Annotated in this window: 21 protein-coding genes; 3 read left to right on the plus strand and 18 right to left on the minus strand. The window is 52.5% G+C overall.

The window, feature by feature from the left end; genetic code table 11:
* Positions 1-104 precede the first annotated feature (104 nt).
* Positions 105-1,049 (minus strand): RluA family pseudouridine synthase, encoded by a 945-nt coding sequence (locus KJS42_RS08560; RefSeq protein WP_213622601.1) that lies wholly within the window; start codon positions 1,047-1,049, stop codon positions 105-107.
* Positions 1,046-1,540 (minus strand): signal peptidase II, encoded by a 495-nt coding sequence (gene lspA / locus KJS42_RS08565; RefSeq protein ID WP_193416339.1) that lies wholly within the window; start codon positions 1,538-1,540, stop codon positions 1,046-1,048. Before lspA ends, KJS42_RS08560 begins: the two co-directional genes overlap by 4 nt.
* Before the next feature lie 211 nt (positions 1,541-1,751).
* Between lspA and KJS42_RS08570 the strand changes: the two genes are divergently transcribed.
* On the plus strand, positions 1,752-2,489 hold the full coding sequence (locus tag KJS42_RS08570) for a TraR/DksA C4-type zinc finger protein (RefSeq protein ID WP_155607731.1): 738 nt from the start codon (positions 1,752-1,754) through the stop codon (positions 2,487-2,489).
* On the opposite strand, the gene KJS42_RS08575 is transcribed toward KJS42_RS08570, so the two are convergent.
* Positions 2,476-2,826: a DUF5665 domain-containing protein gene (locus KJS42_RS08575; protein ID WP_155607732.1), complete on the minus strand. Its 351-nt coding sequence runs from the start codon at positions 2,824-2,826 to the stop codon at positions 2,476-2,478. The genes KJS42_RS08570 and KJS42_RS08575 overlap by 14 nt on opposite strands.
* Before the next feature lie 132 nt (positions 2,827-2,958).
* Positions 2,959-6,054, minus strand: a complete 3,096-nt coding sequence (ileS, locus tag KJS42_RS08580; RefSeq protein WP_213622602.1) for an isoleucine--tRNA ligase — start codon at positions 6,052-6,054, stop codon at positions 2,959-2,961.
* Positions 6,055-6,768: 714 nt separating this feature from the next.
* On the opposite strand from ileS, the gene KJS42_RS08585 reads away from it, so the two are divergent.
* Both KJS42_RS08585 and KJS42_RS08590 read left to right on the plus strand, forming a co-directional pair.
* Positions 6,769-9,804: a family 78 glycoside hydrolase catalytic domain gene (locus KJS42_RS08585; RefSeq protein ID WP_213622603.1), complete on the plus strand. Its 3,036-nt coding sequence runs from the start codon at positions 6,769-6,771 to the stop codon at positions 9,802-9,804.
* Positions 9,805-9,865: 61 nt separating this feature from the next.
* A complete protein-coding gene (locus KJS42_RS08590) occupies positions 9,866-10,789 on the plus strand; it encodes an AraC family transcriptional regulator (RefSeq protein WP_213622604.1) in 924 nt (307 codons plus the stop codon).
* Between the two features lie 49 nt (positions 10,790-10,838).
* Here KJS42_RS08590 and KJS42_RS08595 read toward each other — a convergent pair whose 3' ends face one another.
* From KJS42_RS08595 to ftsA, 14 genes are all read right to left on the minus strand, one after another.
* Complete coding sequence (locus tag KJS42_RS08595; RefSeq protein ID WP_155607736.1) at positions 10,839-11,345, minus strand: DivIVA domain-containing protein; 507 nt, start codon at positions 11,343-11,345, stop codon at positions 10,839-10,841.
* Positions 11,346-11,582: 237 nt separating this feature from the next.
* A complete protein-coding gene (locus KJS42_RS08600) occupies positions 11,583-12,365 on the minus strand; it encodes a YlmH family RNA-binding protein (protein WP_155607737.1) in 783 nt (260 codons plus the stop codon).
* Between the two features lies 1 nt (position 12,366).
* Complete coding sequence (locus tag KJS42_RS08605; RefSeq protein ID WP_155607738.1) at positions 12,367-12,642, minus strand: YggT family protein; 276 nt, start codon at positions 12,640-12,642, stop codon at positions 12,367-12,369.
* Positions 12,643-12,649: 7 nt separating this feature from the next.
* Complete coding sequence (locus KJS42_RS08610) at positions 12,650-13,099, minus strand: cell division protein SepF (RefSeq protein WP_213622605.1); 450 nt, start codon at positions 13,097-13,099, stop codon at positions 12,650-12,652.
* Complete coding sequence (locus KJS42_RS08615; protein WP_213622606.1) at positions 13,099-13,791, minus strand: YggS family pyridoxal phosphate-dependent enzyme; 693 nt, start codon at positions 13,789-13,791, stop codon at positions 13,099-13,101. Before KJS42_RS08615 ends, KJS42_RS08610 begins: the two co-directional genes overlap by 1 nt.
* 8 nt (positions 13,792-13,799) lie before the next feature.
* The gene (gene pgeF / locus KJS42_RS08620) at positions 13,800-14,651 is read right to left on the minus strand and encodes a peptidoglycan editing factor PgeF (RefSeq protein WP_213622607.1); all 852 of its coding nucleotides are present in this window, start codon (positions 14,649-14,651) and stop codon (positions 13,800-13,802) included.
* Between the two features lie 126 nt (positions 14,652-14,777).
* Positions 14,778-15,113 (minus strand): YlmC/YmxH family sporulation protein, encoded by a 336-nt coding sequence (locus KJS42_RS08625; RefSeq protein WP_068784979.1) that lies wholly within the window; start codon positions 15,111-15,113, stop codon positions 14,778-14,780.
* Positions 15,114-15,296: 183 nt separating this feature from the next.
* Positions 15,297-17,243: an FAD-dependent oxidoreductase gene (locus KJS42_RS08630; RefSeq protein ID WP_213622608.1), complete on the minus strand. Its 1,947-nt coding sequence runs from the start codon at positions 17,241-17,243 to the stop codon at positions 15,297-15,299.
* Positions 17,244-17,349: 106 nt separating this feature from the next.
* Entirely contained in the window at positions 17,350-18,168 is an 819-nt protein-coding gene (locus KJS42_RS08635) for a MerR family transcriptional regulator (RefSeq protein ID WP_155607743.1), read from the minus strand.
* A gap of 124 nt (positions 18,169-18,292) precedes the next feature.
* A complete protein-coding gene (gene sigG / locus KJS42_RS08640; RefSeq protein ID WP_036621413.1) occupies positions 18,293-19,075 on the minus strand; it encodes an RNA polymerase sporulation sigma factor SigG in 783 nt (260 codons plus the stop codon).
* Positions 19,076-19,307: 232 nt separating this feature from the next.
* Positions 19,308-20,030 (minus strand): RNA polymerase sporulation sigma factor SigE, encoded by a 723-nt coding sequence (sigE, locus tag KJS42_RS08645; protein WP_155607744.1) that lies wholly within the window; start codon positions 20,028-20,030, stop codon positions 19,308-19,310.
* 19 nt (positions 20,031-20,049) lie between these two features.
* A complete protein-coding gene (gene spoIIGA, locus KJS42_RS08650; RefSeq protein ID WP_213622609.1) occupies positions 20,050-21,021 on the minus strand; it encodes a sigma-E processing peptidase SpoIIGA in 972 nt (323 codons plus the stop codon).
* Between the two features lie 186 nt (positions 21,022-21,207).
* Positions 21,208-22,323: a cell division protein FtsZ gene (ftsZ, locus tag KJS42_RS08655; protein ID WP_155607746.1), complete on the minus strand. Its 1,116-nt coding sequence runs from the start codon at positions 22,321-22,323 to the stop codon at positions 21,208-21,210.
* 56 nt (positions 22,324-22,379) lie between these two features.
* On the minus strand, positions 22,380-23,630 hold the full coding sequence (gene ftsA, locus KJS42_RS08660) for a cell division protein FtsA (protein ID WP_155607747.1): 1,251 nt from the start codon (positions 23,628-23,630) through the stop codon (positions 22,380-22,382).
* Between the last annotated feature and the right edge of the window lie 50 nt (positions 23,631-23,680).

Raw genomic sequence — 23,680 nt, forward strand, 5'->3', positions numbered from 1 at the left:
TTAAATATGCAGGAATTCGGCCCATTTAGAGAATGGATTAATCACCTGATCGTTTGTACTTTTTGATCAAGCTGTCTCCTGGAGGTGAACAATTGAATGGTTGCTTAACGGTTTCGGAGCGATTGCAGCACCGCTTCCATATCTGCAGGAATTGGAGCGCTGAATTCTAAATAACGCCCATCGTCAGGGTGTTCAAACCCTAATACGGCGGCGTGCAACGCTTGTCCGTCCATCTTGATTCCTTTGCTGCGGCCATATAGCGGGTCTCCCACCAACGGATGGCCAATGAACTTCATATGAACCCGAATTTGATGCGTTCGACCGGTTTCCAGCTTGAGCTCAAGCAGTGTATAGTCCCCGAACCGTTCAACGACTTGAAAATGCGTCACCGCCTGTTTGCTGTTCCGTTCGATCACCGTGTACATTTTGCGGTCATGGGGATCGCGGCCGATCGGTGCATCCACCGTTCCTTGATCATGGCTGACATTGCCGTGCACCAGGGCATAATATTTCCGTGTCACGCTGTGTGCTTTGAGCTGAGCTGCCAACGAGGCATGCGCCTTATCGTTCTTGGCTGCCATAATCAGCCCTGACGTGTCCTTATCGATACGATGCACGATACCGGGCCGGAGCTCTCCATTGATCCCCGATAAGTCCTTGCAGTGGTACATCAAGGCGTTGACGAGTGTGCCGGAAGAATGACCCGGCGCAGGATGCACAACCATACCTCGCGGCTTGTTAACGACGATGGCATCCCTGTCTTCATAATAAATATCGAGCGGAATGTTCTCCGGCTCGATTTCCGCAGGTTCTGCCTCGGGTATGGTCAATTCCACTCGATCGCCTTCTGCCAGCTTGTAATTCGCTTTGACCGGCGCATCGTTTACGACCAGATTCCCCGCTTCAATCCACAATTGAATCTGGCTGCGGGAGACGTCCTCTCCCAGCTGCGTTTTTGCATATTTATCGATTCGCTCTTTCGCGTCGGCCGATCCAGCCACCCACTCGAGCTTCTCTTCTTCGAATTCCTCTGATTTGTTCAAACTCATACGTTTTCCTCATGCTCCTGATGGGCTGCGGCTTGCTTCTCTCGACGGATTTCCAACAGCGAATCCAAAATGATCAGGGCAACACCGACAACAATGCAGGAATCCGCAACATTAAAAATCGGAAAGGTATACGTCCCGAAATTGAACATCAGAAAATCGACGACTTCCCCACTGACAGCACGATCCAGGAAGTTGCCGATCGCCCCGCCGAGGACCAGGGACAATGCAACCGGCAGAAGCTTGTTTGGTTGTTTTCTTACTTTAAGCAAATACCAGACAATCCCTACTACCACAACCGTGGTCACCACGATAAAAAACCAGCGTTGATCCTGCAAAATGCCAAACGCTGCGCCGCGGTTCCGATGGGAGGTAATGATAAAGAAGTCGCCGATCACCGGAATCTGTTCCCCGATCGTAAGTCCAGTCGCAATCCAATATTTCGTGCCTTGATCCACCAGAAAAACGATTAATGCAATCAAAAAATATACCACGCGGTCAGTCACCTCGTTTTTCATTTCCTGCCCGCAACTAAGCGGCAGGATATCCCTCTTCTAAGCCTTGTTTATTGTAGCACAGCCGGAAATGACCCGTCCATGCGCGAAAGGATTTTCCTTAGGTATTTCGTCATGGTTCTGCACAAAATACCGCTAGAGGAGACGTTTCAAACAACCGCTCTAGACACAGAAAGGAAGGAGCAACCTTATGCCGCATTTGACGAAAACCCAGCTGGCGGAACTCACCGCAAAGCTGAAGGAAACTCAGTCAGCCTTAGTCGAACAATTGTCGGATAATGATCACTATGGAATGAATGAATCGATGCGCGATAATACGAATGAGCTCAGCCCGATCGATAATCATCCCGGAGACCTTGGTTCAGAAGTATATGAACGGGGAAAAGACCTGGCGCTCGCCGAGCATCATGAACTTCACCTGGCTCGGGTAGAAGATGCGCTTGAACGGATCGAGGAAGGCAGCTACGGTTACTGCGCGACCTGCGGCAAACCAATCAGCTTCGAACGGCTCAGCGCTATCCCTGAAACGGCGTACTGTAAGGATCACAGCCCGCAAACGTTCGTTTCCGCCAAACGACCGATCGAAGAGATCTTCTTGTCTCCTCCGTTCGGACGAACGAGCTTGGATGAACGCGACGACCAAAACGGGTTCGACGGAGAGGATGCCTGGCAGATCGTCGAGAGCTTCGGGACCTCGAATTCGCCGGCAATGGCCGAGGATTCAGAAATCGATGATTACAATGACATGGAAATCGAAGCGTCCGAAGAGCTGGACGGATTTGTCGAGCCTTATGAATCGTTCATTGCTACCGATATCTATGGCCAAAACGTTTGCTTTTTCCGTAACGGGGTCTACCGGAAACATATGAGTGCCACGGAGCATTTGGAAAGCGAGGACTCGCTGGGAACCGGCTCTAATAAGTATTAAGCTCAAGCTGTCTTTGCACGATGCGCACGATGTCCGCGATATAATCGCCGATGATCGGCAAGTTCAACGCCCCAAGTACCTGCAGAACGTAAATGATCGTTGCCGCAAAAAAGGTAAAACCGATCGCGACGCCAACCCCACGGGCCGTACCGGACAACACATTCAACCAAATAAGACGCCAGGGTCGATTCAACAATTCGGTGTATTCGGCAATGCGCGATCTCTCCAGTTGCCTGGTCCAGTTCAAGGTTAGGCGATATACGGCATTCATTTGTTCCTCCGGCGTGCCCGGTATAGGCTCCACCGTGGATTCGGGCGCCGGTTTATGACGAGTCATTTACACCCCATCCTTTGCTCCCCAAAGTATCCTAAAACACAAACGAGCCCGGTCTTCCTAGAAGGAGACCGCAGGCTCGTTTGCTTCAATTGCTATTATTATGGCCTTGATGGAAAAGCTCCATTCAAGCGTTTAGGCGTCAATCGCAATCCCGATCGATTTGCTGCCGAGATCCACCGTTTCAACAGAGCCCTGCGGCTTGCCAAAGGCGACGTTCGTAACCAGTACGTTTTCGCGCAGCACATGCTCAAACGCGGTGATGGCAGCTTTCAATTCGTCGTCAACGTCCAGGGTGAGGTGCACCCGCTTCTCGATCGGCAGATCCAGCTTCTTGCGGGTATCTTGAACGGCGCGCACGACTTCGCGTACCCATCCCTCTTGCTCCAGCTCCGGTGTGATATCCGTATTCAGCGCTACAGTCAACCCGTAACCGGAAGCGGAAGCGTATCCCGGCTTCGCCTGCTTCTCAACGAGCAGTTCATCCGCGGTTACAACCAGTTCTTCGCCTTCCGGAGAAGTTACGGTGAATTGACCTTGCTCTACGATCGTACGGGTTTGCTCCGCCGCAAGGTTCTTCAGGTATCCTTGCAGGAAACCGATGTTTTTACCGTATTTCTTGCCGGCCACTTTCAGGTTCATTTTCAAGGTGAAATCAACGATGCCGCTGTCGCTGGTTTCGATGTCGATCGCCTTGACGTTAATCTCTTCCTTGATGATGTCTTCATATTCGCTAACTGCAAACTCGCGATCCATGGAAACGATCAGGCTAGACAACGGTTGACGCGTCTTGATGCCACTCTCGTTGCGAACATTACGAGCCAGCTCGACGATTTGACGTGCGCTTTCCATGTCTTTTTCCAGATCCAGATCGATCAGCGATTCATCCGCCTGCGGATAGTCGGCCAAGTGAACGCTCTCCCCGCCGCCCAGGTTGGTGTAAATATCCTCGGCGATCATTGGCGCAAATGGCGCGATTAGCTTGGATACTGTAAGAAGCACGTGGGTCAGCGTCTGGTAGGCGGACAATTTGTCCTCCGTCAAGCCGCTGTCCCAGAAGCGGTCGCGAGAACGACGGATATACCAGTTGCTCAGCTCGTCGATAAACCCTTCAATCGCTTGCGAGGAGTTGACGAAATCATTAACCGCCAATCCTTTGTCAACGACTGGAATCAAGCTGTTCAGACGGGACAGGACCCAGCGATCCAGCTTATTCTCCGAAGGCCGGTATGCATGCTCCTCGGGATTGTAGCCGTCGATGCCGGCGTACAGCGTCAAGAACGCATGGGTGTTTACGAGCGTGTCGACCACTTTGGACTTAGCTTCAGCAACGATTCCTTTGGAGAACCGTTTGCTGTTCCAAGGCGCACTGTCGGACAGGAGGGCCCAACGGAAGGCATCCGTGCCGAACTCTTTGATGATTTCCCAAGGATCGATAACGTTGCCTTTGGATTTGGACATCTTCTGCCCGTTTTCGTCCAGCACGTGACCGGTGGCGATGACCGCTTTGTACGGCGCTTTACCGGTGAACAGCGTGGACACGGCCAGCAAGCTGTAAAACCAGCCGCGCGTTTGGTCGATCCCTTCGCAGATCATGTCCGCCGGGAATTGATCGCCAAATGTCTCCTGGTTCTCGAACGGATAATGATGTTGTGCAAACGGCATCGAACCGCTGTCGAACCACACATCGATCACTTCGCTCGTCCGTTCCATCACTCCGCCTTCGCAGTGCGGGCAATGGACCTTCACTTCATCCACATACGGTTTATGCAGCTCAAGATCTTCACTGACATGACCTACCGCATGTTCCCGCAGCTCGGCGATGCTGTGCGGCGCAAACTGCCCGCCGCAGTCTGGGCAAACCCACACGTTCAGCGGCGTGCCCCAATAGCGGTTCCGGCTGATGTTCCAATCGACCAGTTCTTCGAGGAACTTGCCGAAGCGGCCTTCACGGACATGCCCTGGATACCATTCAACCGAATTGTTGTTGGCGATCAGTTGATCCTTCACCGCAGTCGTTTCGATAAACCAGCTCTCCATTGCATAGTAGAGCAGCGGCGATTTACAACGCCAGCAGAACGGATAGCTATGCTCGTATTTCTCTTTGCTGTACAGGGTCCCTTGCTCGGACAGCATCTTAACGATGTCGAGGTCACAATCCTTTACGAAACGGCCGGCAAAATCGGTCACCACGTCGGTATAACGCCCTTGGCCATTAACAACACTGACAAAGCTGATGCCGTTCTCGCGGCAGACGCGGTAGTCGTCTTCGCCATGTGCCGGAGCCATGTGTACGATCCCCGTACCGCTGGCGTCGGTAACGAACGATGCGCCTACGATCACGTTGATGTTCTCGGCTTGAATGTAGGTGAACGGCGGCGTATAGGATTTGCCCACGAATTCCGAACCTTTATGCGTCGACAATACCGTGTAATCGCCTTTCATGACTTTCTCGACCAAGTTCTTGGCGACGATGTATACGCCGTCCTCCTGTTTTACTCGGGCGTATTCCATGTCCGGATTCATAGCGAGGGCCACGTGGGATGGCAGCGTCCAAGGCGTAGTCGTCCAGGCTAACACATATTCGCCGGAGTCATTCAGCTTGAACTTAGCCGTGGCGCTGAGGTCTTTCACGTCTTCATAACCTTGCGCCACTTCGTGGGAGCTCAGCGACGTTTGGCAGCAAGGGCAATACGGGCTGACGCGGTGTCCGCGGTACAGCAAACCCTTGTCGTGGATCGTCGCCAGGATGTTCCAGACGCTTTCGATGTAGCTGTTATTCAGGGTGATATACGGATCATCCAAGTCGACCCAATAAGCAATCGCTTCGGTAAATTCGCGCCATTGCTTCTCATAACCGAAGACGCTGTCTTTACATTTTTTCACGAATTCCTCAATGCCGTATTTCTCGATCTCTTGCTTGCCGGAGATGCCCAGCTCCTTCTCCACGCCCAGTTCAACCGGCAATCCGTGCGTATCCCAGCCCGCTTTGCGGACGACGCGGTAGCCCTTCATCGTTTGATAGCGGCCAACGAAGTCCTTGATGACGCGCCCCAGCACGTGCCCGATATGCGGCAAGCCGTTGGCGGTTGGCGGTCCTTCGAAGAAGACGTAGTTTGGCCGACCCGCCCGATTTTCGATACTCCGTTTAAACGTATTTTCGCGGCTCCATTTGTCCAGAATCCGCAAGTCGCGCGAACGCGCATTTTCTTTGACGTCGACTTTCTTCATGTTTCTCTTCCTTTCTTCAATTCAGCCTGGAAAATCAAAAAAGCCCCGTCCCTAGAAGGGACGAGACGTTTGCTCGCGTTACCACCCTTGTTTCATGCTCTGAAAGCAGCCGCCGTCTGGACGAGGCCGCAAAAGGACATGACACCTTGATCCCATACGCTTCATATGGGGTTGGTATAACGGCCAACAACCGGCAAAGCTTACTGAATCGGATTTTGATCACGAAGCAGATCAAGTAGATAATTCGACGTCGAATCTTGAATTCAACCGGGCCTTCCGTTGCTCACGTAGCTTCCAGCTACGCTCCGCTACTCAGTCCCTAGTTTCATCCAACCTTCTCGGTGCTGAAAATCCGACTAAGAAGAGTTCAGCCTTGCTTCTCCGGGATGATTTTCCGTCCGCGCTTTGAACGTTGGCTTTCAGCAGGATGCCAACTCTCTGGAGAACAAAATCGCAGCGTACTGGTTCCCATCATCGAATGATTCCATTATGCAAGTACAATATGTAATTAGTTATATCGTATTGCCTCCCCCATGTCAACATCATCGGATTTAGATCTCGAAGCAGACCCAGTGGACGACCCGGCATCGAATCATGAATTCTGAAATGTCCGTTTTCCCCCTCACGGGTACGGTTTCCCCCTCCTCTGTTCCAGCCACTCCTCTTTTATAATGAAAGGGATATGATTTGACGCGAAAAGGAGCGAGTAAATTGATGGAAACCCTCTGGCAAGCCAAATGGATCTGGCACCCCGGCGAGGCTAGCCCACGTAACGATTGGAGTTGTTTTCGCAAAACATTTGCGTGGCCGGATGAGGAGAACGGGCGGCGAGTAAGTCTAAAATTGACGGCTGACTCCAGATATGTGCTATATGTCAATGGACACCGGGTCGGGCAAGGCCCCCCGCGGTCCTGGCCGTTCAGATTAGCCTATGACGAATACGAGATCAGCCATCTGCTGAAACCGGGACAGACCAATGCCATAGCTGTAATGGTGATGCATTTTGGCATCAGTAACTTCTATTATCTGCGGGGGCGCGGTGGGCTGCTTGCCCAATTGGAGGTCGAAAGCAACTCGCCTCTTCAAGGCGAAGGGCAACCCCATGTGATGGCCGTAACCGACGACACGTGGTTAACCGTAACTCACCCGGGTCATGACCGTCGTTCTCCCAGAATGTCCTGCCAGCACGCTTTTGCCGAGAAAATCGATGCCCGACTTTGGGACGAAGCCTGGACGGAGTCGGATTACAAACCCGGTTCGGAGTGGCATGCTGCTGCCGTAATTGGGCCAGTGGGATGCGAGCCTTGGGGAATACCGGTATCGAGGGACATTCCTTATTTGACGGAGGAGCCCGTCTATCCTCGGCGCGTCGAACGTTTGGGCAAGGTCAAGCCGGTCCAGTTTACCGCGGCGATCGACCTGCGCAACCATTTTTACGCAGAGAGCACGAATACGGCTAACCCTGCGGAATTTCTCGGCATGCTGGCAACGGTCGTACGCTGTAAACAACATTGCAAGGCCACGCTAGCGCTTATCGATGTTGGGGGGACTTTTCGGGGTTGCAGCCTGGACGGAGTTCATTACGATGAGTCCTCATTAACGGGAGAAGCCCCAGAACGCTTTATTCACTTTGACCTTGAGCCTGGCGATCATTTTCTGCTGATCGATGTAAGTGGAGGTACGCACGGAGGCGGATATCATTTTGCGATGGATGCGGAAGAGACGTTAGAGTTCCTGTCTCCCCTTACGTTCCTTCCGGCTGGCAACCTCACCCAAGAAGACGATAAAACCGCCTTTGTGACCCTAGGCCCCTTCGACGGCGGCATCCGTTACGATCATCTGCCTAGCCCGCCGATGGATGAGGAGCACCCGGATTATTTACGGGCCAAAGAGATCTCGGATGTAGCCGGTCTTCTACCGTTTGCCTCTTGGGTCCGGTCCGTCCCCGAAGCGCTGGTCAGCCGGGAGGATGTCTTTATCCTCTCCGTATGGAAAAGGCATGAAGTCCCCTTGTCCATTCCCGGCACCTTGCAGAATGCGGTCATTCCTGGACCGGAGCCTGCTGAAGTCCCCTGGTTTCCTGACGCGGATACTGAGCTGGTGATTGATTTTGGTAAAGAGCTGTCAGGGTATTTGGAGTTTGAGGTGGAAGCGCCGGAAGGGGCAGTTCTTGATTTCTATGGATTTGAATTTATGCATGAGGGTCAACACCAGGATACCTATGGATTGGATCACACGCTTCGATACATCTGCGCGGGCGGACGCCGTCGCTACACTTCTCCGGTAAGAAGAGGTTTGCGTTACTGTCAGGTTACGGTACGAAACGCGGTTGCCCCCGTTCGCATCTATTACCTTCGGATGCTGCAAAGCAACTACCCCATCGCCGAGATCGGGCAGTTCCAGTCTTCGGATCCACGCTTAAATGAGATTTGGCAAATCAGTCAACATACGACCCGGCTCTGCATGGAGGATACTTTCGTCGACTGTCCGATGTACGAGCAGACCTTCTGGGTTGGCGATGCCCGAAATGAGGCGCTCATCAATTATTATTTATTTGGAGCTGACCGGATCGTGGAACGATGCCTACGATTAGTCCCCGGCTCAAAATTCCAAACCCCGTTATACGCGAACCAAGTGCCAAGCGGATGGAACAGCGTGATTCCAAACTGGACCTTCTTCTGGGTTATCGCTTGCTTGGAGCTCTATCGCCAAAATGGTGACAAATCCTTTGCCGCGGACATTTTCCCGCATATTGAGTACACGCTGAAGCATTATTTAAGCCGGCTGAACGACCAGGGACTGCTTCAGATTCGCAGTTGGAACCTGCTCGACTGGGCTCCGATCGACCAACCGAACGAAGGCATCGTTTCGCACCAGAACATGTTCCTTGTCAAAGCGTTGTCGGCCGCCGCCGCTTTCGCTACGGTCCTTGGCAATGTCGAAGCCGAAGCGTTCTACTCCGTCCAGGCAAGCCGCTTATCAGCCGCCATCAATGCGCATTTATGGTCGGATGAGCGCCAGGCTTATCTCGACTGCATCCATGCGGATGGACGCCCCTCCGACATCTTCAGCGTTCAAACGCAAGTGGTGGCACTGTTGTGCGGCATTCCCGAGCAAGCCGATTCCAAAACGAGCAGGCTCGCGACCATCGAAAGCCACATCCGGCGGCAACCTAGCTCCTTCGTGCAAATCGGCAGCCCATTTATGTCCTTCTTCTATTACGAAGCGCTAGCCAAGTTGGGCGAATGGGAGGTCTTGATCGAAGACATCCGCCACCAGTACGGGCAGATGATCGATTGGGGGGCCACAACCTGCTGGGAGATGTATCCGCATTTCTCCGAAAATCGGGCGAACCCGGACCTGTTGACCCGAAGCCATTGCCATGCCTGGTCCGCAGGACCGGCTTACTTCCTGGGCGCCTACGTTCTCGGGGTGCGCAGTCTTGAGCCTGGTTGGAGCCGGGTCCTCATCGCACCCCAGCCTTGCGGCGGATTATCTTGGGCACGTGGCACAGTTCCCGTTCCGGGTGGCGGTCGAATCGACGTCTCCTGGCGGCTGGAGTCGCCGAATTCCACCGGCGTGACAGCGGGTCAAGAACATACGCCAACCATTCCCGTCCGGATGCATCTGCGCATCGTTTCCCCAGAGGCGGTTCATATCGAGGTTCAACCTCCGGGAGAGGTGGAGGTCGTCATCGAGCATATTCGTGTAGCCTTATGCTCCGATCCGATGCAAGAAACTCGGCCTTAATTGACCCCTGCCGAGGCCGACGCCTATAATAGGGGCAACCGCAGCGAAGGAGGGATCCAGGTTGTCTTTATACCGAGGGGAGAGGGTATTGGACGGGACTGCCTTTTTTACAGATACGTTGCCCTTTTACTTTAACCGGGCCGAGGAGACATTTGATCTGCAGATGCACAGCCATCGATTTGTGGAGATCGTGCTCGTGAACGATGGAGAAGGGTTTCACTTTATCGACGATGAGGTCGTACGCGTCGCCAAAAACGATTTGTTCCTGCTCCCAGCCGGAGCAAAGCATGTATTTCGCCCTGGCCACACGGGCCCGCATCGGCCGCTGACCGTATACAATTGCTTGTATGAGCCGAGCAAACTTCGGTCCTGTCTGCAGCACCTCCCAGGCTTTGAGGAACTGGGCCGCTCCAGTCTCTGTCTGTTCGGGGAGGATGCTGCAGTTCTGCCGGGGCCGGGGTGGCTCCATTTGAGAGATAGCGACGGCCAATGGAATGCTTGGTTCCGAACCGCCTACCGCGAATTTACAGATAGAGCCCCCGGCTATCTCATCAAGCTGTACAGTCTGTTCATCGAGCTAGCCGTCATGCTGGAACGCCAGCTAGAGTTCGGGGAGTCCAGTCCTCCCGCTGCACAAGACAATCAGGTCATCAAGGAAGTCGTTCGCCAGATCAATACGTCCTTTCAGAACCCCTTAACTGCCCGCAACCTTGCCGCCGCCAGCCATTTAAGCGAACGCCATTTTCATCGCTTATTCCGGCAATACGTTGGCTGCACATTTAACGATTACGTACAGAAGAAAAGGATCGAAAGGAGCTGCGAGCTGCTGACCTCCACCAGGCTGCCCGTGAACGAGATCATGCGGAATGTCGGATATGCGGACAGAAAGCATTTTTTGACCCTTTTCAAGCAAACCACCGGCCTCTCTCCTTCGGTATATCGCCGGCAAACCCGCCAAACCGACTGGCTTAACGGGGGGATATAAAAAACGCCATTTGGCGCTCCTTACTAGGAAGCCAAATGGCGTTTTTTGATTAATACAACTCTTGCACCTCTTGCCCTTTTTCGGTAGCGCGTTCGCGGGTCTCCAGCGTATCCCAGCCGTCGCTTCCGAGCAAATCCAACTGCGCTTCCACCAGCGTACGGAACCGCGCCCGGTAGATAGAAGCCTGTTTCTTGAGCTCTTCCACTTCCATGGCGATTTTACGTGATTTCGAGAGCGATTCGTTGACGATTCGATCCGCGTTCTTCTCCGCTTCCTTCACGATCAACTGCGCTTCCTTCTTCGCATTGTTCTTCACTTCATCGGCCGCTTCCTGCGCAACGATAATCGTTTTGCTCAGCGTATCCTCAATATTCGCAAAATGATCCAGTTTCTCTTGCAAAGTCATCAACTGGTTGTGAAGCTCTTTGTTCTCCCGGATCACGATCTCATAGTCTTTGATCACTTGGTCGAGAAACTCGTTGACTTCATCTTCGTCGTAACCGCGAATACGTCTGGAGAACTCTTTGTTATGTATATCCAGCGGCGTTAATGGCATGATCCCCACCTCCTAGAAATTTCGAAACTTCCCTTAAAGTAGTTGTTCAAAAAGTCAACTTTTGATCACGAGGTAACTCGAGAAGCGAATTCGACATCGAATCTTGAATTGCTGAAAACCTGACTTTTTTGAACTCGCACTTCAGCGGGAAGACGTGGTCAATACAGTTACGAGAACCCTTCATAACAGTTCGAACTATCTTATTCGACAAGAATCCGCCATCTCCTGCAATAGACCTCACACAAATTTACCGATTTTGACACGATGTCTGCCTTTTTTGGTCAGGCCGCCTGCCTCGAGCACTTTAAACCGCCCAAAGCCTTGCAAGGCGATTACGTCACCGGCCTTCAGCGGTGTAGAGGGATCCTCCTCCGTTCTCCAGTTCACCCGGCAACGCCCCGCTTTGATCGGAATTAGCACTTTACTGCGACTTAAGCGGAACACATCGCTGACAATGCCATCCAGTCGCAAAGAAGCCACCGTCAATTCCAGCGGCTCAAGCTCTTTCTCCATCGTTCTCAATTCGCTAAGGTTCAGCACCTCTGTAAAAACGCTAACGCGATGCACCTGATGAAGGTTCAGTTGCAGGAATGGTGCAATCTCTTCGGCGATCACCACATGGCATCCGTCCTCGCGGACATGAATATCGCCGATTTTATCGCGCTTGAGGCCCAATCCCAGAATTGCTCCCAAATAATCGCCGTGCTGAAGGGTAAGAAACTTCTGGTCTCCCGACGAGATATCGAGCACCTTCATTTCCATCGGTTCCTCGCTTAGGTCCCGGTAATCCGGAGCAATGAGTGCACGACGCCGTTCCGCGCCTTCATAACCGCCGTCCAGCCGGATGATCGCGTCTGGATGACGATTGGCCAAAGACTCCAGAATATAACACTGCCGCGGATCCAGGAAGTCACTTAGCTTGACCTCATGGTAATCCCCGGCATTCACGACCCATTCCCAGGCCCGGTCGACGAACGGCCGTTCCTCCGGTTTAAAATGTTCATAAACATCCGCTTTCATCTCAATACCCGAAGATATAGTGCAGAACGCTGATCAATCCGAAGGCAGCTAAGCGGAGTACGAACAAGGCAATAATCGGAGATATGTCGATCATCCCCATGATCGGAGGAATAAACCGCCGGAAAGGAGCCAAATAAGGTTCAACAAGCTTGCCGAGCAGCTCGCCGATGAAACTCTCACGGACATTAGGTACCCAAGACATCAAAATGTAAACCAGGATCATATAAAAATAAATATTGTATAGCAGCCCAACAATAGAATCGATATAGCCTACCAAGCTGTCATCACCTCATTCTGTTGTAATCGGAATCCTCCGATAAAATCTCGGTTATAGATCCCTGAATCTCTACGGTATCCGGCGTGCATAGAAAAATATTCGCCCCGACTTTGGATATACTGCCGCTCAGCGCGTAAATCGTTCCGCTCAAAAAATCGATGATGCGCATCGCCTGATCATTGCGAACCCGCTGCAGATTAACCACGACCGACCGATGGGAACGCAAATGATCAGCGATTTCCTGCGCCTCTTCATAAGAGCGAGGTTCATACAGGATTACCTTGACGTTCTTCTGGGAGTGAATGCTGACCACGTTGTTTCCTCTCTGATTTTTACGGGATTCAAAGCTGGGGGTTTCAATTTCCGTGTCCTCTTGGCCGGAAAACCGTTCGCGCTCCACAATCTCTTCTTCTTCCTGCAAGCCCAGAAAGTTCATGAACCGGTTCATTACTCCCATTACGTCAATTCCCCTTTCCCCACTAAAAGCGTTCCAAGGCGCACCCAGGTCGCCCCTTCTTCAATCGCCACTTCAAAATCTCCCGACATCCCCATCGATAATTCTGTCAATGGCTCCGCAGTAATCGACAAGGCGTTCAGTTGATCACGCAGCTCGCGCAGCCGGCGAAAGACCGGTCTTGTCCGCTCTGGATCATCCTCAATCGGAGCCATCGTCATCAGCCCGGCGATACGAATATGCTTCAATTCAGCGGTTTCCCTGAGAAAGTCGGCCGCCGTATCCGGCGTAATTCCCTGCTTCGACTCCTCACCTGATACATTCACCTGCAAGAATGCAGTCACGTTCGTTCCCAGCGCCGCGGCCCGCTTCTCCAATTCCCGGGCTAGCGACAGCCGGTCCAACGAATGAATATATTGAAATTTACCGATGACGTCCTTGACCTTATTGCTCTGCAGATGGCCGATAAAATGCCAAGTCCCTTGCCCATTGAGGGCTTCCCATTTGGGGACGGCGATTTGCGGACGATTCTCGCCGATATGCTCAATTCCCTCCGCCAGAACTTCACGGGTGGCTTCAGTCGACACATATTTGGTAACGGCGACGACATGAACCTCCTCGCGCTTTCTTCCGCTCCGCTCGCAGGCAGCTTTAATCCGCTCTTCCACGTGCTGTATTCGTTCCTTCAGCGACACGGGAAGGATCACCTCTCTTTTATGCCTATCCAGCTTGCCATTCTTCCTGTGACGCCACCTTGCGCCCGGTAGGAGTAAAAATACTCCGGATGACAGCTTGTACACCACCTTGTACATTCGATATGAGTCGGCAATATTCCTGCTTTAATCATAATGATTCGATTCAATTCTTTCAAGTTCAGCATCGTTTTCCCTGCATGGTCTGACGCCGAAGCATAGGGCTTCTCCTTCGCAGAGCCTCCCTCATCGGGCAGTGCCTCGCGGACTTTCTCCATCACCGCTTCATCCACCTCGTAGCAGCATCCACCGATGCTGGGGCCGATCGCGGTGCGAATCTCGCTGCGCTGACTGCCAAACTTACGTTCCATTGTCTCGATCATTTCCGCGGCAATGTGGCGGACGGTGCCCTTCCAGCCCGCATGGGCCAAACCGACGACCCTCTGCACAGGATCGACAAAATAAAGCGGTACGCAATCCGCATAAAACGAAGTCAGCAGGATTCCCGGCACGTTCGTCACCAGCCCGTCCGTTTCCTGGAAAGCGCTGCTGCGATCCAGATACCCCTTGCCGCGATCTTCGGCTCGGACCACGGCAACGGCGCTGCCGTGGACCTGCTCGCCGCAGGTCCAGCCTTCAGGCGAGAAACCCAGGGCCTCGGATAACCGGCGCCGGTTCTCCAGGACATGCAACGGTTCGTCGCCGACATGATATGCGAGATTCAAGCGATCGTACGGCGGCTCGCTGACCCCGCCTGACCGGCCGGTAAAACCGACGCTGATCCCCGGGATCAGGTCCAACCACGGAGCCAACTCGAACCGTTCCACTTGTTTATCTTTAGCATTCCTTACAAACGGTTCCATCATCCATCTCCTTAAGGTAATTAATCAGTGCCAGAATAACGCCTCTGAGGTTCGTAAAATTTCAAGTCACTCACACTGCTTTTCCTTCAAGTCTACCACAAACAAGCCTGGCGCCGCTTGCGGTTTCTAGCTCCGCCGCTCTGCCCGTCCGTCCCGGTCGATGTACACGGTCGTATCGTAGGTCGTCTGCGTTCTGGATTCGCGTAATTCCTCCATTTTAACCAGAACGACGTCGGATCCGATCTTCACGATATTTTTCCAAGGGATGATCAAATCGCTGCCGCCGCCGAACAACCCCATAAATTTCGCCCCGACGGGCACGACGATCGCCTCGATAACCCCTTGCCGAAGATCCAGCTCCAGGTCGCTGATATGCCCGAGCCGCTTCCCGTCCACGACATTGATGACGTCTTTTGTCTGGAAATCGGATATTTTCATACTCGCCCTCACCACATTGTCCATGGTTTTACCGCCCCCATCCCGTCTGTTTCACTCCGTCCCTTTACTATATGTGCGAGGAATTCGGCGCATGCGCCCTTGGCCACGGGAAAAGAGACGCTCCGGCAATGCAAAAAAGGACTGCCCCTCCGGAATCGTTTGATACCGGAAGAAGCCGTCCTTTGATCAGTCACGTTCTATCTTTTTCTATTTTTTGCCCAGCGCCCCGGCAGCCGCGTTTTCGCCGCCCAGACGTCCGGAAGTGAACGAATAGCCAATGCCTACGCCATTGCCGACGTAAGTGTCATTAAACAGCACACCTTCGGATTCAAGCCCGACGGCATAAAGTCCTTTCACCGGCACGCGTTTGTCGTTCAGCACTTGGAATTTAGGGTTTACGAGCAAGCCGCCAACCGAACCCAGGTTGTTGATCTCGGCAATGATCGCGTAGTATGGGCCTTCGCCCATTGGCAGTAAATAATCTTTGGTTTTGCCAAATTCTGTGTCTACGCCAGTTTTGGTTGCTTGGGTGTATTTATTAAATGCATCCTTGAACACTTCTACGTCCATTCCGGCGTTTTTGGCTAATTCCTCGATCGTGTTGCCTTTATAGCCGTCTCCGTTTTTCACCATCGTATCGAATACGGATACGACGTTTTTCCAAGGGGTGTCCAGCTTGAACTCATCCTTGAAATCCGCATAAAATTCGGGAGGAAGTCCAGGTAACTTCGACGCGTTAACGCCGTTCATGCCCTTCGATTCCAAAGCTTTCAGCTGTGATTGTGAAACGACCACCAGATGGTAAGGCCCGTTAAAGGCGCTTGTATTGGCTGCCGCAACCGCCGTTAGGGTAGCCGTCTCGTCTCTGAACCGGGCTCCCGAAGGACCGACGTTCATCAAAGTAGGCAGATAACTCAACATCATTGGATAGGTCGCTTCAAAAGACGTATACTGCTTCTTCAAATCTCCGGTCGCTCTGGCCAACGTCTGGTGCAGCATTTGCCCGCCGAAGTTATCCGGGACCTTCGCGCCTGCCGCCCAGGACATTTTCAGACCTTCGCCAATGTTCTGCGCGAGTCCGCCGTTAACGCCCTCAAAGCCAAAGGCTTCCTTCACCATTTCTTTATTGCCAGCGTATCCGCCCGTCGCCATGACGACGCTTTTTGCGCTGATTTCCAGCGTTGTTCCGTCCGCCTTCTCCGCTACGACGCCGGTTACGGTTCCTTTCGCGTCGGTCATCAGTTTCTTCGCGGTCGTTTCGGTAATGACCTTGCCGCCGTTCTTCTCTACGGAAGCTGCCAGCATCTTGCGAAGCGTCTGTTCGCGGGTGTTATAAGCCGGAAGCAGATGAAGCTGTTCTCCGCCAAAGTTCATAAAGGTCGTAACGTAACCTTTGCTCTTCAGCCAATCGTAAGTGTCCCCGGATTTCGTGACGTATTGGCGGACAGCCGCCGCATCCACTCTCCAGTGGTTATTGACGATCCAGTTGGAGATTTCCTGTTCCACGTTCACCTTTAACCCGCTGTCAACCGCGGCGGAAGAGTTATAGAATTTACCTGCCCAAGACAGGTTGCTGGCACCGCCGATCACACCGGTCTTTTCGATGATCACGACTTTGGCCCCTTTGTCCGCTGCCGTCACCGCTGCCGATACGCCGGAAGCACCAGCGCCAACGACAACGACGTCCGCTTGGAGCTTCTCCGTCTTGCCTACGCCAGGTTTCTTGACGCTAACCGATTTCAAAGCGTTCACATCGCCGCCTGCTTTCTTCACGGCGTTCTCTACCGCTTTCAGCATGGCATCGCTCGATACGCTTGCACCGCTTACCGCGTCAATGGCCAGCGATTGGTTAGCCAGGATTTGCTCCTTGACTTTGTTTAGCGCCGAATCGCCCAGACCTTCGGTTTCGGTTTGACTGAGGATTTTGATATCTTTGATCCGATCCGCTTGCTCCATCGTCACTTGCACCTTGATCACGCCGTCTTTGCCTTCGGCTTCTCCGGTATACGTCCCGGCTTTAAATGCCGAGGCCGCCGCCGCTGTTGAAGGGCTGTTTACCAGCTTCCCGGATTGCCACCCCCAGCCGAACATCGATGCGACCAATACGATGCAGATGGAAAACATGAGCATTTTGTTAAAACGATTGCTGCGCATTCCCTCTTCTCCCCTTACTGCATATTGAAGCCTTTTGTGATTGTTTTCACATAAACGGATGAACTAAGGCTTCTCTACAAGCATAAACCTTGGTGCGGCACCAAGGTCAATAGGATTCCTCTATGGGGATATGTATTTCCAAGAACGATCGTTTCTGGCCTTCATGATTTTCGGTCAACATCAACCGTCCGGTTGTCGCGCCGGAAATTACATATTGATGTTCAACCATGTAATCCAGCATAAATCGGAATGCCTCTATGGAAAGGTGCTCGCTCTGCGGCGACAAAATCACCGAAGATACACAACGGGACGGAGGAATATGCTCCAGATGCTCGTCTAATCCAATCCCAAGCTCACGCACGTCTTCATCCGAGATTGACAAGCCCCAGCTGTAATCCAAAAGCTCCTCCTCCGATTTGATGGAGTTCTGCTCGATGCGGAAGCAATAAAAAGAGTAAGGCAACAGTTCCATCAAAGTGTTTATAGTGCCTTCCAAACCCTTCGTGTTCAGCAGGTTGTTTTTATCTGTTTGCTTTAATCGATAAAGTCCCGGCCTTTCCACAAGCGTGCATTGGTATAGCCGATTCTCCATACTCTGAACTTCTCGGCTCAATTCGTTTAGCTTATGCAGCAACATTGTGCTTTTGCGAATCTCTTCCGTCAGCTCCTGCTTGCTGTTCTCCATCTTATCGAGAATGTCGTCAAGCGAGGCGTTTTGAATGAGTTCAGCTACGTCCTGCAGCGGAATCTGCAGACTTCGATACCAACGGCTCATCAATAGATCCCGAGCATCAAGGTCGTTGAAATAGCGGTAACTGTTGTGACGATCCTTCATCGGCTTGACGATGTCATGCTTTTCATACAACCTTAGCGTATCCCGGGTGATACCCAGCAGCGAGGAAAACTCGCCAATGCAATATTTCATGTTCCTTCCCTCCTAGCGTATCTCACGTCCGCAAGCCTATCGCACCACTTCTATGATACCGAAGGAGAAGAGAATCGAGATATGGGAATGTTCACATTAAAAAAGGTCCCCGCAGGGACCGGACTTACGACTTCACATGCTTTTGCATTTGTAAAATGGCGGATTTCTCGAGCCTGGACACTTGAGCCTGGGAGATCCCTATTTCGTCGGCAACCTCCATTTGCGTTTTTCCTTCAAAGAAACGCATGGACAAGATCATTTTCTCGCGGCGGCCCAACCGCTGCATCGCTTCGCGCAGGGCGATCTCCTCGATCCAGGAAACGTCCTTGTTCTTGTCATCGCTGATTTGATCCATCACGTAGATCGGGTCACCGCCATCATGGTAGATCGGTTCGAACAAGGAGACCGGATCTTGGATGGCGTCGAGGGCAAAGACAACGTCTTCCTTCGGCAAGCCTAATGCCTCTGAGATTTCAAAAATCGTGGGCTCGCGCGAGTTCTGGTTGGTCAGGTTGTCCCGCATTTGCAGCGCCTTATAGGCGATGTCTCGCAGACTGCGAGAGACGCGGATCGGGTTGTTGTCCCGAAGGTAACGCCGGATTTCCCCAATAATCATCGGCACGGCGTAAGTAGAGAATTTGACGTTTTGCGATAAATCGAAATTATCGATGGCTTTCATGAGTCCGATGCAGCCAACCTGGAACAGGTCGTCCACATACTCCCCCCGATTGTTGAACCGTTGGATGACGCTCAGCACGAGTCTCAGATTGCCATTTACTAACTTTTCTCTGGCTGATCTTACGTGGTCCTGCTGCAACGAGTGGAACAATTCACGCATTTCCGCATTGGTTAGAACGGGCAATTTTGCGGTATCGACACCGCAAATTTCGACTTTGTTTCGGGTCATCGTGTCTAAACCTCCCAAGGAGAAACTAATGAACAGTATCTCCCGGGACTGCATTTTTATTCCGCAGCCATCTTTCCATGACCAAGCAAAATCTCGAAGCCGATTCGACGTCGAATCATGAATTCAGCCGAGCCTTCCGTTGCTCACGTACCCCCATGTACGCTCCGCTACTCAGTCCCTAACTTCATCCAACCTGCTCAGTCCTGTAAACCTGACGGTTTGAATACCGCATTTAGACCATCTTGTTAAATTCCTTGCGCAGCCGTTTTATGATACGTTTCTCCAAGCGCGAAATGTACGATTGCGAGATGCCTAGCAGATCGGCCACATCCTTTTGCGTCTTTTCGTCTCCGTCGACCAGACCGAACCGCAGCTCCATGATCATGCGTTCCCGCTCGGTCAATTTGTCGAGCGCTTTGTGCAGCAGCTTGCGGTCTACCTGCTCTTCGATATTACGATAGATCGTATCGTTCTCCGTGCCTAAGACGTCGGAGAGCAGCAGCTCGTTGCCGTCCCAATCGATGTTAAGCGGCTCATCAAAGCTCACCTCGGTGCGAATTTTGCTGTTCCGGCGCAAATACATCAGAATTTCGTTCTCGATGCATCGAGAAGCGTAGGTGGCCAGCTTGATCTTCTTCTCAGGGTCAAAAGTGTTGACCGCCTTGATCAACCCGATCGCACCGATGGATACCAAGTCCTCAATGTTAATTCCCGTATTCTCGAACTTCCGGGCGATATATACGACGAGTCGCAGGTTGCGCTCGATCAACATGGCCCGAATCGCCGAATCGCCGCTAGGCAGTCGCTGAAGCAAGTATTCTTCCTCTTCGCGCGTTAAGGGAGGTGGCAGCGCTTCGCTACCCCCGATATAATAGATTTCTTCGCTTTTTAGCCCAAAAAGAAACAGCAGCCGGTAATACTGGAGCCGCAGCATCATTTTCCACTTAACATGCATGGTTTCATGTCCTCCTAAGTTACGTTCCCGTTTTACTGATGGTGTCTGGGTTATCCTTCGTCTCCGCTGACTCAATCAGGGCGGGATGAACGATCGCCCGGTAAGTCCCTTCCGTCGATAATCGCCCCCCGTCCAAGCCGATCAGCACCCGAGTCGTACGATGTTCCCGTCCTTCCAGACGCACCGTCACCTCATCAGGTTTGAGCGCCAGCATAAATTGCGTGCCTTTGTTGATGCCCCGATAAGGAACCAGCCGCAACCGCTCCGGCCAAGGAAAATCACCGGCTTCCGTCAACTCCAGGATGAGGTTGTCCGCACGCTCGTCAGCCAGCTTCCCCCGATACGATGGGGGGAGAACCCGCTCCCAAAGCGAAGCTTCCATCACCGTTACCGGAAGCCGGCTGAGCGGATCCGTTAACTGATTGCCTGTGTCGATCAATCCCGTGCAGGCAATCGTCGTATCTCCGATACGCACCTCCATCTCGGCCAAAAAGGAGTGAATCCGCTCCTGACGCTGGCGTGCAGCGATCACCCGTTTAAACCAAAACAAAACGACAAAAAAACATACCAGGATAAAGAACGCTCCGATTTTGATCGAAAACGAAAGCCCGCCGGACGCCGAATACCAAATCCCACTCCAGATTTCACCAGAGTCCTGCAGCAAATAATGCACTCCCAGTATCCCGCCGGCCGCCGCAAAATTGACAATATAAAAAGCTCCCATATTCCTTAAGTAATTTTGCAAACTTCCAAATCCGAATGCGAGCCAAAGCATCACGACAGAGAATAGAAACTTCACCAGAAACGTGTACAAAAACGAGAGCTCCGGCAAAAACATCATCACGACGTACATCGCTCCAACGCCTGCCGACAAGGCCAGACGCCAGAAGATGATTTTTTGCTTTCGCATCCAAGCCGTGACCAGGAGTAAGCTTGCATCGATCAATAGGTTCATGAGGAATAGGAGATCGATATAGACAATCAACGGCATTCACCTGCCTGGGTAGATGGTTATCAGTATAAAGAGAACGAACGAGAAAGTCTGTCTAAAATTGAAAGTAGAATGCCACTATTTTTGTCGACATAACCGAAGAGATTCGCATCATCGGGGCGTAGAAAAAAGACCTTGTCCAACTTCGGGACAAGGTCTTGGGGAAGACATCTAAAGATTGATAACCTATTCGTTATTGTTCCGCGAACGGTTACGGAGAAACGTCGGAATATCCAGTTGGTCGCCGCTAGGCTGGTTGCCAAAAGGTCTCAGCGTGGAAGCTTGACGGGAATCCTGCGGTTCTGGCGCGCCAGGAGCGGATGCCGCCGGCTTGCGGTTAGGCAGCGGCTTGTTCTCAAACCCCGTGGCGATCACCGTCACTTTGATCTCTTCCTTCATGTTCTCGTCAATGATCGCACCAAAGATCATGTTCACTTCTGGATCGGAAGCGGAAATTACGATCTCGGCGGCTTCATTCACCTCGTACAGTGACAAGTTGCCCCCGCCGGTAATGTTCATAATGACACCGCGCGCGCCTTCGATCGAAGTCTCGAGCAGCGGACTCATGATCGCTTTACGCGCAGCTTCAGCTGCACGGTTCTCGCCGGTCGCAAGACCGATACCCATCAAGGCGGAGCCGCGTTCGGTCATGATCGTCTTCACGTCGGCAAAGTCGAGGTTGATCAGACCCGGCACAGCGATCAGGTCGGAAATCCCTTGAACCGCCTGACGCAATACGTTGTCCGCTTCGCGGAACGCTTCCAGCATCGGCGTTTTCTTATCCACAATCTCAAGCAAACGGTCGTTCGGAATCACGATCAGGGTATCGACCTTCTCTTTCAAGGCTTCGATACCGAGTTCTGCTTGCGAAGAGCGCTTACGGCCCTCAAAGGTAAACGGACGGGTTACGACGCCAACCGTCAGCGCGCCGCATTCTCTGGCGATCTCGGCGATGACCGGTGCAGCACCGGTCCCGGTTCCGCCGCCCATGCCAGCGGTTACGAACACCATGTCCGCGCCCTTTAACGTATTGGCGATCAAATCGCGGGATTCTTCCGCCGCTTTCTTACCGACATCCGGATTAGCACCGGCGCCTAGACCGCGGGTAAGCTTGTCCCCGATTTGCAATTTATGCTCAGACTTGGCCAAATGCAGCGCTTGAGCGTCCGTGTTGACCGTAATAAATTCCACGCCCTGCACACCGTTCTCGATCATCCGGTTCACGGCGTTGCTACCGCCGCCGCCAACCCCGATTACCTTGATCTGTGCCAAGCTCTCCATTTCGAAATCAAATTCCAACATACTCTTCCATCTCCCCCTCAATATGCATGGATGGCCCGTGCATCATTCCTAAACCACTATATAAATTCGCTAAACAAGTTCTTAAGTCGTTCCATCAAGCCCGTCTTCCGAGCGGTTTCCTGCGGTCCCGGAGCCTTGCTCCGGTTCGCGTTCTTCTTGGGACTTGCGCTGCTGCGGACACGTATGTTCTTGATGACCTTATGCAAAATCCCTACCCCGCCGGTAAAAGCCGGATCGCGAACGCCGATGAAATCGGGCACGGCAATCCGTACGGAAGCTTCCAGCTCCTGCTGGGCAATCTTGAGCAGTCCCGGCATAGATACGGTTCCGCCGATGAGGATATATCCCCCCGGCTGCTCGCTGTAGCCAAGACGTTTCACTTCCTGACGAATCAGTTGGAAAATCTCCTGTACACGTGGCTCCGCAATAGCGGCCAGATCCTCCTGCGTAAACTCCTTGTCCACATTGCTTCCGATCCGCGTCACCTTGAAAGTCACGTCCGACGCCGCGTCCTCGATTGCAGCGCAACCGTATTTCAGCTTCGCTTTTTCCGCGTGGTCCGTTAACGTCCGGAGTCCGTAAGCAATGTCGTTCGTTATAAATTCTCCCCCAATCGGAAGCGTGGATGTCGCTACGATCGTGCCGCTTTCGAATACAGCGATCGTTGTGGAACCCGCACCGATGTCCACCAGGACGGATCCCATCGTTTTTTCGTCCTTTGACAACGCCAATTGTCCCGATGCTAACGACAGCAAAACCAGATCGCGAATCTTAAGTCCGGCCTTCTCCACACAGCGAAGCAAGTTATGAATCGCCGTTTTGGATCCCGTGACAATCGTCGCTTCAACTTCCAGTCGCACGCCGATCATACCGCGCGGATCCGAAATGCCTTCCAACCCGTCTACGATATACTGTTTGGCTACAACATCGATGATTTCGCGTTCCGGCGGCAGCGCAATAACTTCGGCTGCCTTCAGGACACGTTCAATGTCCTCTTCACCGATCTCTCGGTCTTCGTTTTGTACGGCTACTACCCCGTGGCTCGTTTGGAGTCCGATGTGATTTCCCGAAATGCCGACATACACTTCCGATATCTGAATATCTACCATCCGTTCCGCATGATCCACAGCGCTGCGAATCGACTGCACCGTCTGGTCAATATCTACAATCGCGCCTTTTCGTATTCCTTCCGAGTCGGCAGATCCAACCCCAATAATATTAAAGGTTCCATTACTAATTTCCCCAATAATAGCACGAACTTTGGATGTACCGATGTCCAAACTAACAATGATGTCATTGTTGCTCAAGCCCCTGGCACCTCCTATTTCCCCATCAAATATACTTACCGTGTTAGATT

Source organism: Paenibacillus sp. J53TS2, assembly GCF_018403305.1.
Taxonomy (GTDB): domain Bacteria; phylum Bacillota; class Bacilli; order Paenibacillales; family Paenibacillaceae; genus Fontibacillus; species Fontibacillus rhizolycopersici.

Excerpts from the sequence above, each read along its gene's own strand:
- KJS42_RS08560 (WP_213622601.1), bottom strand. The coding sequence starts at position 1,049 with ATGAGTTTGAACAAATCAGAGGAATTCGAAGAAGAGAAGCTCGAGTGG.
- KJS42_RS08570 (WP_155607731.1), top strand. The coding sequence starts at position 1,752 with ATGCCGCATTTGACGAAAACCCAGCTGGCGGAACTCACCGCAAAGCTG.
- KJS42_RS08575 (WP_155607732.1), bottom strand. The coding sequence starts at position 2,826 with ATGACTCGTCATAAACCGGCGCCCGAATCCACGGTGGAGCCTATACCG.
- ileS (WP_213622602.1), bottom strand. The coding sequence starts at position 6,054 with ATGAAGAAAGTCGACGTCAAAGAAAATGCGCGTTCGCGCGACTTGCGG.
- KJS42_RS08585 (WP_213622603.1), top strand. The coding sequence starts at position 6,769 with ATGGAAACCCTCTGGCAAGCCAAATGGATCTGGCACCCCGGCGAGGCT.
- KJS42_RS08595 (WP_155607736.1), bottom strand. The coding sequence starts at position 11,345 with ATGCCATTAACGCCGCTGGATATACATAACAAAGAGTTCTCCAGACGT.
- KJS42_RS08600 (WP_155607737.1), bottom strand. The coding sequence starts at position 12,365 with ATGAAAGCGGATGTTTATGAACATTTTAAACCGGAGGAACGGCCGTTC.
- KJS42_RS08610 (WP_213622605.1), bottom strand. The coding sequence starts at position 13,099 with ATGGGAGTAATGAACCGGTTCATGAACTTTCTGGGCTTGCAGGAAGAA.
- pgeF (WP_213622607.1), bottom strand. The coding sequence starts at position 14,651 with ATGGAACCGTTTGTAAGGAATGCTAAAGATAAACAAGTGGAACGGTTC.
- KJS42_RS08625 (WP_068784979.1), bottom strand. The coding sequence starts at position 15,113 with ATGGACAATGTGGTGAGGGCGAGTATGAAAATATCCGATTTCCAGACA.
- KJS42_RS08630 (WP_213622608.1), bottom strand. The coding sequence starts at position 17,243 with ATGCGCAGCAATCGTTTTAACAAAATGCTCATGTTTTCCATCTGCATC.
- KJS42_RS08635 (WP_155607743.1), bottom strand. The coding sequence starts at position 18,168 with ATGAAATATTGCATTGGCGAGTTTTCCTCGCTGCTGGGTATCACCCGG.
- sigG (WP_036621413.1), bottom strand. The coding sequence starts at position 19,075 with ATGACCCGAAACAAAGTCGAAATTTGCGGTGTCGATACCGCAAAATTG.
- sigE (WP_155607744.1), bottom strand. The coding sequence starts at position 20,030 with ATGCATGTTAAGTGGAAAATGATGCTGCGGCTCCAGTATTACCGGCTG.
- spoIIGA (WP_213622609.1), bottom strand. The coding sequence starts at position 21,021 with ATGCCGTTGATTGTCTATATCGATCTCCTATTCCTCATGAACCTATTG.
- ftsZ (WP_155607746.1), bottom strand. The coding sequence starts at position 22,323 with ATGTTGGAATTTGATTTCGAAATGGAGAGCTTGGCACAGATCAAGGTA.